We start from the raw sequence: 14,224 nt of genomic DNA on the forward strand, positions 1-14,224 counted from the left end.
CGCAGCAGGGGGAGCGCTGGCTTATGCTGCGCGCTCCCTTGCCTGCGCACCGTCGCCATGCCCGCCCTGCCCCTGCACAGCTACATCGTCCCGGTCCTGTTGCTGCTGGCCAGCAACGTGTTCATGACCTTCGCCTGGTACGGCCACCTCAAGTACAAGAGCGCGCCGCTGTTCATGGCGGTCGTGGTCAGCTGGGGCATCGCCTTCTTCGAATACAGCCTGATGGTGCCGGCCAACCGCATGGGCAGCGCGGTGTACTCGGTGGTCCAGCTCAAGACCATCCAGGAGATCATCACCCTGGTGGTGTTCGCCGGGTTCTCGGCCTGGTACCTGGGCCAGCCACTGAAGTGGAACCACTACGCCGCCTTCGCCCTGATCGTGGGCGCGGCGTTCCTGATGTTCTACGAAGGCCCGTCGCCGATGGCGCGCTGAGCGCCGGCACTTCAGAACGGGATTTTCCCGGCGAGGATGTCCTTGAACATCACCCAGTCGCCGGCGAAGGAATAGAACGGGTGGCGGAAGGTCGCCGGCCGGTTCTTCTCGAAGAAGAAGTGCCCGACCCAGGCGAAGCCGTAGCCGCAGACCAGCGCGGCCAGCAGCCACCAGGCGTTGCGCTCGAGGAGCGCCAGCGCGACCAGCACCAGCACGCCGCAGCTGCCGATGAAGTGCAGCCGGCGCGAGGTTCGGTTGCTGTGTTCGGACAGGTAGAACGGGTAGAACTCGCGGAAGCTGGCGAAGCGGGCCATCGCATCCTCCTCCCGGTAACGCGGCTCACCCCTGCCGCGGCGCGAACATGATGACCGCCATGCCGGCCAGGCACAACGCGGCGCCGAGCAGGTCCCAGCGCGTCGGTTTCACCCCGTCCACCGCCCACAGCCAGGCCAGGGCAAAGCTGACGTAGACCCCGCCGTAGGCGGCGTAGACGCGCCCGGTGGCGGTCGGATGCAGGGTCAGCAGCCAGGCGAACAGCGCCAGGCTGGCGGCGGCCGGCAGCAGCAGCCAGGCGCTGCCGCCGTTGCGCAGCCACGACCACACCAGCCAACAGCCGCCGATCTCGGCCAGCGCGGTCAGGGCGAACAGCAGGAAGGTGGCCACCGGCTCAGTCCGGCTGGCCGCGTTCGCGCCGCTTGGCGCGCTCCCAGTACGCTTCCTGCCCGGCCAGGTCGAGCGTCGGCAGCGGCGTGCCGTCGGCCTCGGCCAGCTGTTCCATCGCGCGGAAGCGACGCTCGAACTTGAGGTTGGCGCGACGCAGGGCGGCGCCGACGTCGACCTTCGCGTGCCGGGCCAGGTTGGCGGCGACGAACAGCAGGTCGCCGATCTCGTCCTCCAGCCGCGCGCGGTTGGCAACGACGTCGCCGCGGGCGAACTCGGCGCGCACTTCCTCGATCTCCTCGTGCAGCTTGGCGATCACCGGTTCCGGGCCCGGCCAGTCGAAGCCGGTGCGCGCGGCGCGCGACTGCAGCTTCACCGCGCGCTGCCATTCCGGCAGGCCGCGGGAAATTCCGGCCAGCGCCGATGTATCGGCTTCGCCGGCGGCCTCGCGTTCGGCGCGCTTGATCTGCTCCCAGTTGCGGGTCTGCTCCTCGGCGTCGGCGAAGCTGGCCTCGCCGAACACGTGCGGGTGCCGGCGCACCATCTTCTCCGAGATCGCCTCGGCCACGTCGTCGAAGCCGAACGCGCCCTGCTCGCGCGCCATCTGTGCGTGGAACACCACCTGCAGCAGCAGGTCGCCGAGCTCGTCCTTCAGCGCGTGCAGGTCGCCGCGGTCGATCGCATCGGCGACCTCGTAGGCCTCCTCGATCGTGTACGGGGCGATGGTCGAGAAGTCCTGCTCGAGGTCCCACGGGCAACCGCCGTCCGGATCGCGCAGCTTCGCCATGATCCGGAGCAGGCGGTCGATCGGGCGTTCGGGTTGCATGCGATGGAGCTCCAGCTTCGGGTGGCGCCACGCGTCGCCGCCGCGCGCCCGTGTCCGACGGGCGGCGCCGCGGTCAGAGCCAGTCGCGCCAGGGCAGGTCGGGGTCGCCCAGGGCGATGAAGTCGCCGTTGAGCAGGGATTCGCGGCGGTTGTAGCGGAACGGCTTGCCGGTGTCGGCGGCGAGCAGCACGCCACCTGCCGAATGCAGCACGCATTGCGCGGCGGCGGTGTCCCACTCGGAAGTCGGCCCGAAGCGCGGGTACACGTCCAGCCCGCCCTCGGCGATGCGGCAGAACTTCAGCGACGAGCCCAGCGACATCTCCTCGATCTCGCCCATCCGGTCGAGCACGCCCTGGGTGCGGGCGTCGCGGTGCGAACGGCTGGCGGCGACCTTCAGCGGCGCGGTGGCCGGGGAGCGGGTGCGCAGCTGGGTGTCGCGGTGGCCGTCGCGGCGGTAGGCCTGCTCGCCGCGCACCGCGTGCCACACCTGTCCGCCCACCGGCGCCTGGACCACGCCCAGCACCGGTACGTGGTGGTGGACCAGGGCGATGTTCACGGTGAACTCGCCGTTGCGCTTGACGAACTCGCGGGTGCCGTCGAGGGGGTCGACCAGCCAGTAGGTGGCCCAGTGCTGGCGCGTGTCCCACGGCACCTTGGCCGATTCCTCCGACAGCACCGGCACGTCCGGCGTCAGCCGTTCCAGGCCTTCGACGATGATCCGGTTCGCGGCCAGGTCGGCGGCGGTCAGCGGGCTGGCGTCGTCCTTCTGCGCGACCTCGAAGCCGGCCGCGTAGATCTCCATGATCGCCGCGCCGGCCTGGCGGGCGATGGCGATGACCGTTTCGCGCAGGTCCGCGGTGATGCGGATCATTGCGCGGCCAGCCAGGAGCGGGCGATGAACAGCGCCGCCAGCGAGCGGCCCTCGGAGAAATCTTCGCGCAGCATCAGCTTTTCCAGGTCCTGCAGTTTCCAGGGAATGACTTCGAGCTCCTCCGGCTCGTCGCCGGGAAGCCTCTCGGGATAGAGGTCGCGCGCCAGCACCAGCCAGGACACGTGGCTCATGTAGGTCGGCGCCAGGGTGAGGCCGCGCAGCACGTCGATGCGCCGCGCGCCATAGCCGGCCTCTTCCTTGAGCTCGCGGTCGGCGGCCTGCTCCGGGGTCTCGCCGGCGTCGATGCGACCCTTGACCAGGCCCAGCTCGTAACGGTGCACGCCGGTGGCGTATTCGCGCACCAGCAGCACGGTCTCGTCGTCGAGCATCGGCACCACCACCACCGCGCCGTGGCCACGGCTGACCATGCGCTCGAAGCGGCGTCGTTCGCCGTTGGAGAACTCCAGGTCCAGGCGTTCCAGGCGGTAGGGACCTGCGTCCTCCACCGTGGTGCCGTGGATGAGGGGAAGCCGGCGGCTCATGAACGGGTCCCGCGGCGGGGCCGGGACGCGACCGATATCATGGCGGGATGCACGGACGTACTCATGAATCCCGAATGCTAGCAGACCCGGACGCGGCACTGGCTGCCGATGCGTGGCGCATGCGCGACCTGGCCGTGCTCTGGCACCCCTGCACGCAGATGCGCGAGCACCCGGACGTGCTGCCGCTGGTGCCGGTCGCCCGCGGCGAAGGCGCGTGGCTGGTCGGCCAGGACGGGCGCCGCTACCTGGACGGGATCAGCAGCTGGTGGACCAACCTGCACGGCCACGCCGAACCGCGCATCGCCGAGGCCATCGCCCGCCAGGCGCGCTCGCTGGAACAGGTGATCCTGGCCGGCTTCTCGCACGCGCCGGCGGTGGAGCTGGCCGAGCGCCTGCTGGCCGTCGCCCCGCGCCAGCCCGGCCGCGAGCCGCTGGCGAAGGTGTTCTACGCAGACAACGGCTCGGCCGGGGTCGAGGTCGCGCTGAAGATGGCCTTCCACTGGTTCCGCAATCGCGGCGAACCGCAGCGCACCCGCTTCGTCGCCCTGGAGAATGGCTACCACGGCGAGACCCTCGGCGCGCTGGCGGTCGGCGACATCCCGCTGTACCGGCGCACCTACGCCCCGCTGCTGGCCGAAGCCCTGTTCGCGCCCTCGCCCGACGCCTGGCTCGCCGCCCCCGGGGAAACCCCGGCGCAGCGGGCGCTGCGCGCCGCCGACGCGCTGGCCGACCTGTTCGACCGGCACCCCGGCGAGATCTGCGCGGTCATCGTCGAGCCGCGCCTGCAGTGCGCCGGCGGCATGCGCATGCACGATCCGGTGTACCTGCGGAGGGTCCGGGAGCTGTGCGACGCCAACGGCGCCTTCCTGGTCGCCGACGAGATCGCCACCGGCTTCGGCCGCACCGGCACCCTGTTCGCCTTCGAACAGGCCGGGGTGATGCCGGACCTCATGTGCGTGTCCAAGGGCCTGACCGGCGGCTTCCTGCCGCTGGCCGCGGTGCTGGCCACCCAGGCGATCTACGACGGATTCCTGGACGACTCGCGCGAGCGCGCCTTCCTGCATTCGCACAGCTACACCGGCAACCCGCTGGCCTGCGCCGCCGCGCTGGCCTCGCTGGACATCTTCGAAAGCGACGGCGTGCTCGAGCGCAACCGCGCCACCGCCGCGCGCATGGCCCGGCTGGCCGCGCCGCTGGCTTCGTTGCCGCACGTGGCCGAAGTGCGCCAGGCCGGGATGGTGGTCGCCTTCGAACTCACCCGCGACGGCCAGCGCGACGTGCCGTTCGATCCCGCCCTGCGGATCGGCCTGCGCGCCTACCGCGCCGCGCTCGAACGAGGCGTGCTGCTGCGCCCCCTCGGCGACGTGCTGTACTGGATGCCCCCCTACTGCGTCGATGAGGCGCAACTGCAACTGCTCGCCGAAGCGACCGGCGAGGCCATCGAGGAAGCCACCGCATGCGCCTGACCCGCTGCCACGTCGACCTGCCGCTGCAGCCGGGCAGCGAAGTGGTCCTGCCCGAACGCGCCGCCAACCACCTGGCCCGCGTGCTGCGCCTGCGCGAGGGCGACGCCTGCGTGCTGTTCAACGGCGACGGCCACGACTACGCCGCGCGGCTGGCGGCGGTGGGCAAGCGCGAGGTGCGCGCGGAAGTGCTGTCGGCCAGCGTTGTCGAGAACGAATCGCCGCTGCGGATCGCGCTGCTGCAGGGCATCGCCCGCGGCGAGAAGATGGACCTGGTCCTGCAGAAGGCCACCGAACTGGGCGTGGCCGCGGTGCTGCCGGTGTCCGGCGAACGCACCGAGGTGCGGCTGGATCCGGAGCGCGCCGGGAAGCGCCTGGCGCACTGGCGCAGCGTGGTCGAGTCGGCCTGCGAGCAGTCGGGACGCGCACGCGTGCCGGAGGTCGCCGCGCCCGCCGCGCTCGACGTGGCCGCGCAGGCGTTGCACGGGGAAGGGCTGCGACTGGTCCTCGATCCGCAGGGCGAGCACCGGCTGGAAAGCCTGGAACGTCCGGCCAGCGCGACCGCATGGATCGCGATCGGCCCCGAAGGCGGCTGGTCGCCGCGCGACCGCGACATCCTGCGCGCCGCCGGCTTCACCGGCCTGCGCCTGGGGCCGCGCGTGCTGCGCACCGAGACGGCGGGGCTCGCGGCGATTTCCGCGCTGCAGGCGCGGTTCGGGGACCTGTAGCTCCGGGCCGAGGGCCAACCGCGGTATTCCCGGATGCGCTGCGCTTATCGGGGATACGAGGTACCGCCCCTCTTCCGACGGGGTGCAAACGAAGCCCGGCCTGGATGCACCTGAAGATGCGGTAGCGCCGGAGTTGGCGCAGGCAGCACATGGCCCCCCGCCCGCCTCCACGGGACGCGGGCGTTCGACGGCACGCGCGCCAGTGGCACGCAGACATGCCGTCCCACCCCGTGGGGAGCGGGGTAAAACGTCAGGCGGGGACGCTTACCGTCGCCATCGCCTCGGCGATCGTGCGCTCGAGGGCTTCCAGGTCGGGGAGCAGCGCGCTCTGGTCGCCCAGCAGCACGCGCATCTGCACGCCGCGCGGCAGGTCTTCCTCGGACGCGTCGGCCAGCAGGCTGTCGCGGGCCACCGAGGCCAGCTGCGGGAACGACGCGGTCAGCAGCGCGAAGTACGGCATCGCCTCGTTGTTGCCCAGCGCCTTCAACACCACCACGCGGTTGTTGCGCTGGACCGCCTCCTCGCCCAGCGACGCCAGGCGTGCGAACGAGACCAGCGGCACGTGCCAGCCGTGCCAGGCGATCTGTCCGGCCAGCCAGTCCGGCGCCCCCTCGAGCGGCTCCACCGCCACGCGGGCGAGTACCTCGGCCACCGTAGCGTTCGGCAGCAGCAGGCGCTCTTCGCCGACCTGCACCAGTACGCCGCGGATTTCGTCGCTGTTGTAGCCCATCGTCCTCTGTTCCTCGAATGGCGCGCGCCGGTCAGTTCCAGCGCGCGGCCAGCTGTTCGGCCAGCTGCGCCGGCGTGCCCAGTTCGATGCCGGCCGCGGCCAGCAGCTTCACCGCCGTCGCGTCGTAGCACCCCTCCAGCGCCTGGCCGGCGACATGGCCGCCGCGACTGGCCAGGCCCAGCATCAGTTCGACCCGCCCGGTTTCCGCGCCGCTGAGCACGATCACCGCGCTCTCCGCCGGCGGCAGCACCTCGAGCGGATCGCCACCGCCGTCGACGAAGGCCAGGCCGCCGTCGCGCGCCTCGATGCTGACGCCGTCGGGCAGCACGTACACCGTCGCCGCGGCGATCGCGTCGCCCGGCATCGCCATCGCCACCGGCAGCTGCGAAACGCGACCCAGCTGCTTGACCAGGTTGTCGTAGCGGCCGCCGTCCAGGCGCAGCTGCACGAGCAGCGGGCGGCTGAACTCCTGCGGCAGCGCGGTCAGCAGCCGGCGCACCGCATCCGGGCCGCCGATGCCGGCCACGACCAGCACCGCGCCCGGCGCCGTCGGCGCCGGGGTTTCCGGTTCCAGCGGCGCCAGTTCCAGCCTGGAGAAATCGATCGGCGGCGGCACGGCGTCGGCGCGCGGCTTGCTCTCCACCACCACCGGATCGTCGGCCAGCGTCCACGCATGCGCGGGCGGCAGCGGCGGCGGCCTGGGCGCGTCCTCCACCGGCAGCTCGTAGGCGAACGACGGTTCGGCCACCGCCGGCGTTTCGCCGGGGCGGTCCTGCGGCAGGCCGCCGGCACGCGCGGTCGCCTCGGCCAGGTAGGCCTCGAACGGATCGTCCGCGTGCAGCTGCGCCGGCGTCACCGGATGGCCCGGCTGCAGGTCGATGACGAAGTCCTGTTCCCGGCCCGGCGGCAGCACGTCGTCGTGGCCGTGCAGCTTGGCCGCCAGGTGGCGGATCCAGCGCTGCGCTTCCCAGCCGTCGCGACGCGCGGCCAGGTCGGCCTCGTCGAAGATCACCAGCAGGCCCGGGGCTTCCAGCGCCGGCTCGAGGGCGACCAGCGCGTCCTCCACCGCCGGCTCCAGCGCCACCAGCGCCGCCTGCGGCGCGGCCGCGGCGAAGGTGGCCGCGTCGAGCACGGTCGGGTCTTCTTCCAGCACCACCCGCGCGCCGGCCGCGTCCAGCGCCTCGCGCAGGCGGTCGCGGGCCTGGCCCGCGCGCGCCAGCAGGGCAACCGCCTTGCGTTCGTCAGCCACGTGCACGGGCGATCCCCAGCAGGTCATACACGTTACGCATCAGGTCCAGCTCCTGGTACGGCTTGCCCAGGTACCGCTGCACGCCGATCTCGAAGGCGCGCTGGCGGTGCTTCTCGCCGGTACGCGAGGTGATCATCACGATCGGCACGTCGCGGAAGCGGGCGTCGGCGCGCATGGCGGTGGCCAGCTCGTAGCCGTCCATGCGCGGCATCTCGATGTCGAGCAGCATCAGGTCGGGCACCCGCTCCTCGAGCCGTTCCAGCGCCTCGATGCCGTCGCGCGCGGTGACCACCTCGAAGTTGTGGCGCTCCAGCACGCGGCCGGTGACCTTGCGCATGGTCAGCGAGTCGTCGACCACCATCACCAGCGGCACGTGGCGCTGCTGCTGCGTGTCGACCTGGGCGGCCGGACGCTCCGGCTGCGCCAGGTGGCGACGCACCAGCGGGGCGACGTCGAGGATGACCACCACGCGGCCGTCGCCGGTGATCGTCGCGCCATAGATGCCCGGCACCGAGGAGATCTGCAGGCCGACCGGCTTGACCACGATTTCGCGGTTGCCGATCACCTGGTCGATCGCCACCGCGGCGCGCAGGTCACCGGCGCGGACCAGCAGCAGCGGAACCTGCGGCTGGCCTTCGGCCTTGGCCGGGCCCTGGCCGACGAGCAGGCCGAGGTCGTGCAGCGCGTACTCCTCGCCGGCGTAGCGGTAGCCGCCGGTGCCGGCCTCGAAGCGCTCGCGCGAGATGCGGCCGATACCGGAGACCGAGGCCACCGGCACCGCATAGGTGGTGTCGCCGATCTGCACGAACACCGCCTGGGTGACGGCCAGCGTCTGCGGCAGGCGCAGGGTGAAGGTGACGCCCTGGCCGGTGGTCGAACGGATGTCGACCGAGCCGCCCAGCTGGCGCACTTCGTTGCGGACCACGTCCATGCCCACGCCGCGGCCGGCCAGCTGGCTGGCCTTCTCGACGGTGGTGAAGCCGGACTCGAAGATCACCGAGTCCAGCTCGGCGTCGGTCAGCTCGGCGCCCGGCCGGATCAGGCCGCGCTGCTCGGCACGGCGGCGGATCGCGGCGCGGTCGAGGCCGCGGCCGTCGTCGGACACCTGCAGCACGATTTCCGAACCCTCGTGGCGCAGGGCGATGGTGATCGTGCCTTCCTCGTCCTTGCCGGCGGAACGGCGGTCGGCCGGGGTTTCCAGGCCGTGCGCGACCGAGTTGCGCAGCATGTGCTCCAGCGGCGCGACCATGCGATCGAGCACGTTGCGGTCGAGTTCGCCGTGGGTGCCATCCAGGCGCAGCTGCACCTGCTTGCCGGTGTCGTGCGCGGACTGGCGGACCGTACGGCGCAGGCGCGGCACGATGCTGTCGAACGGCACCATGCGCGCGCTCATCAGGCCGTCCTGCAGCTCCGAGCTGACGCGCGACTGCTGCTGCAGCAGCACGTCGTACTGGCGGGCCAGGTCGTCGAGCACGCCCTGCAGGCCGGTCAAGTCGGCCGCCGATTCGTTCAGCGCGCGGCTGAGCTGCTGCAGCGTGGAGAAGCGGTCCAGCTCCAGCGGGTCGAAGGTCGGGTCGGCGCTGTCCTGTTCGCGCTGGTAGCGGGCGACGATCTGCGCCTCGGTTTCCAGGTCCAGGCGGCGCAGCTGGTCGCGCAGACGGGCGTTGGTGCGGTCCAGCTCGGCCATCGCCGCGCGGAACGCGCCCAGCTGCTGCTCCAGGCGCGAGCGGTAGATCGCCACTTCGCCGGCGTGGTTGACCAGGTTGTCGAGCAGGTCGGCGCGGACGCGCACCTGTTCCTGCGGCGCGCGGGCCAGGCCTTCCTCGGTCGCGGCGTGCTGGCGGTCGTCCTCCAGCGGCGCCGACAGCGGCTTCTGCGCGGCCGGCTGGCGCACCGGGAACGGCACGACAGGCGACGGCTTCGCCTCGGCCGCCGGGGCGGCGGGTTGCGGCGCGGCCGGGGCCGGCGCGGGCGCCGGGGCGGGCACGGAGGCCTGCAGCGGCTCGCCGCGCAGGCGCGCTTCGAACTGGTCGATCAGCGCCTGCGGCATCTCCGTGGCGCGGTGCGCACGGGTCTGCTGCAGCAGGCGGTGCAGCGTGTCGAAGCCGCGTTCCAGCAGCTGGATGTCGCCGCGGCCCAGCTCGGTGCGGTGCTCGGCGGCCGCTTCCAGCAGCGATTCGATGATGTGGCCCAGGTCGCCGATGGTGGCGATGCCGGCCATGCGCGCGCCGCCCTTCAGCGTGTGCAGGTCGCGCTGCAGGCTGATGATCGTCTCGCGGGCGCTGGTGTCGGCGCGCAGCTCCTGGATCAGGCCGTCGATGTGGTCGAGCAGGTCCACGCCCTCCTCGACGAAGATGTCGACGAGGTCGCGGTCCAGTTCGTTGAAGTCGAGCATCGGGGCGTCGGCCTCGACCTCTTCCTCGATCGCCAGCGGAGCCTCGACGGGCACCGGTTCGCCCAGGGCCGGCAGGTCCACAGCTGGCGCGGGCGTTTCGGCCGGCGCGGCGACCTCGACGCTTTCCGGAGCCGGGGCGGATGCTTCGGTCGCGGCCGCCTCGCCAGCGACTTCGGCCACCACGTCTTCGGCAACGACGGGTTCGATGGCCTCGACCGGATCTGCGGCTTCGGCCTGCGCTTCGACGGCCTCCGCGGGCTCGACGGACTCCACGGCCTCGACAGCGTCGATGGTGTCGACGACCTCGAGGGCTTCGCCAGCCTCCGCGGTCTCGACAGTCCCGGCGGCTTCGGACGCATCGGTCTCCTCGACCGCAGCGGCCTCCACCTCGACGAAGCCGGTTTCGAGGCCGGCGATCTCGACCGCTTCCACGGTCGCGGCGGCTTCGATGGCTTCGGGCGCGGCGGCGGCGGCTTCGGCTTCGACGTCGAAGCCGGCGGCCAGCTCTTCCGCCACGTCCGGCGTCGCGTCGGCGGCCACCAGGCCTGCGTCGGCAGCGGCCTCGGCCTGGACTTCTTCGGTTTCCGCCGGCGTTTCCGCGGCGACGTACTCCGGCGCCGGACTCTCGTCCGCCACGGCGGCGACCGGTTCGGCTTCCCAGGTAATGGTCTCGAACTCGATGGCACCGGCGTCGGCCATCTCCACGCCGTCCGCATCGGCCGCGGCTTCTTCCGCGAATTCGATGGTGTCGGCGCCGGCGGCTTCGACCGCCCCGGCCTCGTCGCTGGACGCCAGCGCGGCTTCGATACCGGCCAGGTCGATGTCGGCCGGGGCCGGCTCGAACGCCTCGACCGGGGTCGCGGGGTCGGCATCTTCGGCCACGGACGCCAGGTCGAAGGCCATCGCGCTGGCCTCCTCGACCGGCGCGGTGGCGGCGGCATCGGCGGCCGCCAGCGGCTCGCCCGGCAGCGCCGCGGCAACTTCGTCCAGCTGGGCCGGATCGAAATAGGTGCTGAGGTCGTCGACCGCGGTGAGGCCCTCGTCCGCGGCCGCCGGCTCTTCCACCGGCGCCTCGACGTCGGCCACCTGCGGCCAGCGCGCTTCGGGCAGCGAATCGGCCAGGGTGCGCAGGCGCGCGGACAGCACGGCGAAGCCCGGGATGCGCGGCGACTCGGCCTGCAGCGCGGCGACGCAGGTGCGGATCGCGGCGGCCATCGAGGCCAGTGCGTCGACCGCGTCGGCCGACGGCACCGCCGCGGCGGCCAGCGAACGCTTGACGAAGGTTTCGGCCGGATCGGTGACCGTGGTGATCTCCGGCACGTCGGTCATCGCGAACGCGCCGTTCATGGTGTGGATCGCGCGCAGCAGCGCGTCGGTCGCCGCGACCGGGACCGGGCGCGCTTCGGCCAGCCACGCGTCGACGGTTTCCAGGTGCTGGGTGACCTCGGCCTCGAGGATCTCGCGCAGGACGCTGTCGACCGAGGCCGGCGTGCCCTCGAGCGGCTGTTCGGCGGCCACGACGGCCGGCGCGGCTTCGGCGGCCGCCGGGGCGGCCACGGCTTCGACTGCAACCGAAGCCGGCGCCGAGTAGAAGGCTTCCTCGCCGGCGGCGATGCGCTCGGCCACCGCCTCGATCGCGTGGATGTCGGCCTGGACGCTGGCCACGCCGCGCAGCGCGGCGTCGAACTGCGGCAGCGTGCTGCAGGCCAGCTGCACCATCGCCTGTACCGCCGGGCTCGGCGGGCGGGTGCCGTCGAGCACGCGGTTGAGCATGCCCTCGATCTTCCAGCTGAACTCGCCCAGGGCGCGCGCGCCGACCAGGCGGCCACTGCCCTTGAGGGTGTGGAACACCCGGCGGATCGGGCGCAGGCGCTCCAGGTCCTCGCTCGCCTGCAGCCACTCCGGAACCATCCGCTCCAGGTTGCCGCGCTCCTCCTCGAACTCCTCGAGGAACACCTCGCGGATGTCGGCGTCGATGTCCTCGGCTTCGTCGAAGCCGCCGATCGTCGCGCCGGTGGGCGCGACCGGCGCGGCCGGGACGTCCGCGGACGGCGCAGCCACCACGGCGGCAGCCGCGGCTTCCGCAGCCAGCGGGGCCGCGGCCGCTTCAGCGGCAGCCGGCTCGATGGCCGGGGCCGCCGGCAACGGCGCGTCGAGGTTGGCGGCGGCCGTGGTGATCTCGGCGATCAGCGTGGTCGAATCGCCATCCACCTCGAGGCGGCTGTTGCTGGCCTCGAACACCTGCCCCAGGTGCACTTCCGGCTCGACCTTCATGCTCACGTTGAGCCACGAAGGCTTCTCTTCCGCGGCCGGCGCCTGCGGCGCCGCATCGGCCGGAACCGGCGCGTCGCTGGCTTCGGCGGCCACCGGGTCGAAACTGGTCCATTGCGCCGCGACCGCGCCGGCATCCGGCGCCTGCACGGCGGCCGGCTCGACCGGCGGCAGGTCGACCTGCAGCGACGGCAGCTCCAGCGCTTCCGGCTGCGGAGCGGAGGCGGCTTCGGCGGCGACCGGATCCCACGGCGAAGCGGCGGCCGGCGCGACCGGCGCGGGCGCCGCGGCGGCGGGCACCGCGACCACGGCGGCCGGTTCGACCACCGGCGCGACCGGCTCCGGTTCGTCCGGCAGCGGCCAGTAATGCAGGCTTTCCAGGCTGCTGCGCGCGATCTCGAGGATCTCGTCACGGTTCGGGCGGCGGTCACGCAGCGCCTCGAGGTAGTACTCGAGGCTGGCCATGGCGTCGGCCAGGGTGTCGAGCTGGCGGCCGCTGGGCACGCGGTGGCGCAGCAGCAGCTCGGTGCCGATGTAGCGGCGCACGCCTTCCAGGTAGTCGGCGGGCTGCGGCAGGTCGAGGATGCGCAGCGCGCCGGAGACTTCGGACAGCAGGCGCGGCACGTCGGCCAGGCGCTCGTGGTCCCAGTTGGTCTCGATGAAGGCGACGAAGTGCTCGCGGGCGGCGGCGAAGTTGGCGATCGCCTCCTGCGCCAGCACCTCGAGGGTGCGCAGGGTCTCGGCGGCGGCCGAGGCATCCTCGCGCGATTCCTCGCCCGGCGCGCCCAGGCGCGAGACCTGGTCGTCCAGCGAGGCGTCGACGTAGAGCAGCGCGCCGGCGATGTCCAGCAGCGCGCTTTCGCTGGCCGGCTGGTCGCCGCGGACGATCGCATCGAGCGTGTCGCGCTGCTGCAGCACGACGTCGCGGGCGACGCCCAGGCCGAGCATGCCAAGGGTGTCGGCGACGTTGGCCAGGTCGCCGACCTGCGGCTGCAGCGCGCCGGGGTCGCCACCGGTGCGCAGGTGCAGGTCGAGCGCGTCCTTCACCCGCAGCAGTTCTTCCTTGACCACGGTGCCGACGGTGTTGAGCAGCTCGCGGTTGCGGCCGGAGAGGCTGCCGCGGGCGTGGTCGAGCTCGGCTTCGGTCGGGGCCAGCGCGTCCAGGTCGAAGGCCTGGCGCAGCGCGTCCAGCGCCGGGTGCGCGGCGCGCGCCTGCGCGACCACGTACAGCAGCTGGCGGGTCGGTTCCTGGCTGGCCGCGCCCTGCGACGCGGTCGACGCGGATTCGTCCTCGTAGGCCTGGCGCAGCGCGCGGGCGACGCCGGCGAAGGCCGAGCGCAGCGCGTCGGAGGCCGGCAGCGCGCCGTCGCGCAGGGCGTCGGCGGTCGAGGACAACACCCACAGCATGCGCCGGGTGGTGTCGTGGCGGGCGTTCTCCAGCAGCTCGCCGGCGGCCTGGGCCAGCGCCGCCGGATCGGCGGGACCGCCCTGCTCCGGCCAGGCACCGAGCGCCTGCTCGAAGCGGGCCCGGGCGGCGGCGACCTTGTCCTGGCGCTGGATCCACGGCAGCTGCGAGGCCTGCGGCACCTGTTCCGGCAGCGGCCGGGTCAGGTCGGGCGCGAACAGCACGCTTTCGTTGAGGCCGGCGGCACCGCGCGCGGCGCGGATGTCGTTGAGCAGCGGCAGCAGCACGATCGGGATGTCGCGGTGGCCGTTCTGCAGGCGCTCCAGGTAATCGGGCAGCAGCACGGTGCCGCGCATCAGCGTGGCGCAGGCTTCGTCGCGGTCGTTGGCCGCGCCCTGCTGCACCGCCTGGGCCAGCAGCTCCAGTTCCTCGGCCACCATCGCCGGGGCGTACAGCTCGACCATGCGCAGCGTGCCCTGCACCTGGTGCAGGTAACCGGCGCAGAAACGCATCCGGCTGGTATCGGCCGGATCCTCGACGAACGCCTCGATCTCGTTGCGCGCCTGGCGCAGCGTCTCGTCGAGCTCGGGCTTCACCCAGCCCAGCACGGCATGGCTCATCGCATCGCGAAGGGCGCTCATCGGCGTTCCTC

11 protein-coding genes are annotated in these 14,224 nt (G+C 72.7%); 3 read left to right on the forward strand and 8 right to left on the reverse strand.

Annotated elements, in window-relative coordinates:
• Window positions 1-57: 57 nt before the first annotated feature.
• The gene (locus tag M503_RS0102990) at window positions 58-432 is read left to right on the forward strand and encodes a DMT family protein (RefSeq protein ID WP_028919124.1); all 375 of its coding nucleotides are present in this window, start codon (window positions 58-60) and stop codon (window positions 430-432) included.
• An 11-nt stretch (window positions 433-443) separates the two neighbouring features.
• Here M503_RS0102990 and M503_RS0102995 read toward each other — a convergent pair whose 3' ends face one another.
• The 5 genes from M503_RS0102995 to nudE all read right to left on the reverse strand — a co-directional run bounded on the left by M503_RS0102995 (window position 444) and on the right by nudE (window position 3,331).
• Entirely contained in the window at window positions 444-746 is a 303-nt protein-coding gene (locus tag M503_RS0102995) for a DUF962 domain-containing protein (RefSeq protein ID WP_028919125.1), read from the reverse strand.
• 25 nt (window positions 747-771) lie between these two features.
• Window positions 772-1,095 carry a YnfA family protein gene (locus M503_RS0103000; protein ID WP_024869048.1) on the reverse strand — a complete coding sequence of 108 codons (324 nt, stop codon included), beginning with the start codon at window positions 1,093-1,095 and terminating at the stop codon, window positions 772-774.
• 4 nt (window positions 1,096-1,099) lie between these two features.
• Window positions 1,100-1,918, reverse strand: coding sequence for a nucleoside triphosphate pyrophosphohydrolase (gene mazG, locus M503_RS0103005; RefSeq protein WP_028919126.1), 819 nt, complete (start codon window positions 1,916-1,918; stop codon window positions 1,100-1,102).
• Between the two features lie 73 nt (window positions 1,919-1,991).
• Complete coding sequence (cysQ, locus tag M503_RS0103010) at window positions 1,992-2,789, reverse strand: 3'(2'),5'-bisphosphate nucleotidase CysQ (RefSeq protein WP_024869050.1); 798 nt, start codon at window positions 2,787-2,789, stop codon at window positions 1,992-1,994.
• Window positions 2,786-3,331, reverse strand: coding sequence for an ADP compounds hydrolase NudE (gene nudE / locus M503_RS0103015; RefSeq protein WP_028919127.1), 546 nt, complete (start codon window positions 3,329-3,331; stop codon window positions 2,786-2,788). The genes cysQ and nudE overlap by 4 nt, the downstream gene beginning before the upstream one ends.
• 47 nt (window positions 3,332-3,378) lie before the next feature.
• Here nudE and bioA point away from each other — a divergent pair, with 47 nt between their 5' ends.
• Together bioA and M503_RS0103025 are read left to right on the forward strand one after the other, a co-directional pair.
• Window positions 3,379-4,797 carry an adenosylmethionine--8-amino-7-oxononanoate transaminase gene (bioA, locus tag M503_RS0103020; RefSeq protein WP_081720919.1) on the forward strand — a complete coding sequence of 473 codons (1,419 nt, stop codon included), beginning with the start codon at window positions 3,379-3,381 and terminating at the stop codon, window positions 4,795-4,797.
• Window positions 4,788-5,522, forward strand: a complete 735-nt coding sequence (locus M503_RS0103025; RefSeq protein ID WP_028919129.1) for a 16S rRNA (uracil(1498)-N(3))-methyltransferase — start codon at window positions 4,788-4,790, stop codon at window positions 5,520-5,522. Before bioA ends, M503_RS0103025 begins: the two co-directional genes overlap by 10 nt.
• A 250-nt stretch (window positions 5,523-5,772) precedes the next feature.
• On the opposite strand, the gene M503_RS0103030 is transcribed toward M503_RS0103025, so the two are convergent.
• Genes M503_RS0103030 through M503_RS0103040 form a run of 3 tightly spaced genes read right to left on the reverse strand, consistent with a single transcriptional unit; the run spans window position 5,773 to window position 14,213 of the window.
• On the reverse strand, window positions 5,773-6,252 hold the full coding sequence (locus M503_RS0103030) for a chemotaxis protein CheW (protein ID WP_028919130.1): 480 nt from the start codon (window positions 6,250-6,252) through the stop codon (window positions 5,773-5,775).
• A 31-nt stretch (window positions 6,253-6,283) separates the two neighbouring features.
• On the reverse strand, window positions 6,284-7,528 hold the full coding sequence (locus M503_RS0103035) for a chemotaxis protein CheB (protein ID WP_051414173.1): 1,245 nt from the start codon (window positions 7,526-7,528) through the stop codon (window positions 6,284-6,286).
• On the reverse strand, window positions 7,494-14,213 hold the full coding sequence (locus tag M503_RS0103040; RefSeq protein WP_028919132.1) for a hybrid sensor histidine kinase/response regulator: 6,720 nt from the start codon (window positions 14,211-14,213) through the stop codon (window positions 7,494-7,496). Before M503_RS0103040 ends, M503_RS0103035 begins: the two co-directional genes overlap by 35 nt.
• Window positions 14,214-14,224 lie beyond the last annotated feature (11 nt).

Source organism: Pseudoxanthomonas suwonensis J47 (assembly GCF_000513955.1).
Taxonomy (GTDB): Bacteria; Pseudomonadota; Gammaproteobacteria; order Xanthomonadales; family Xanthomonadaceae; genus Pseudoxanthomonas; species Pseudoxanthomonas suwonensis_C.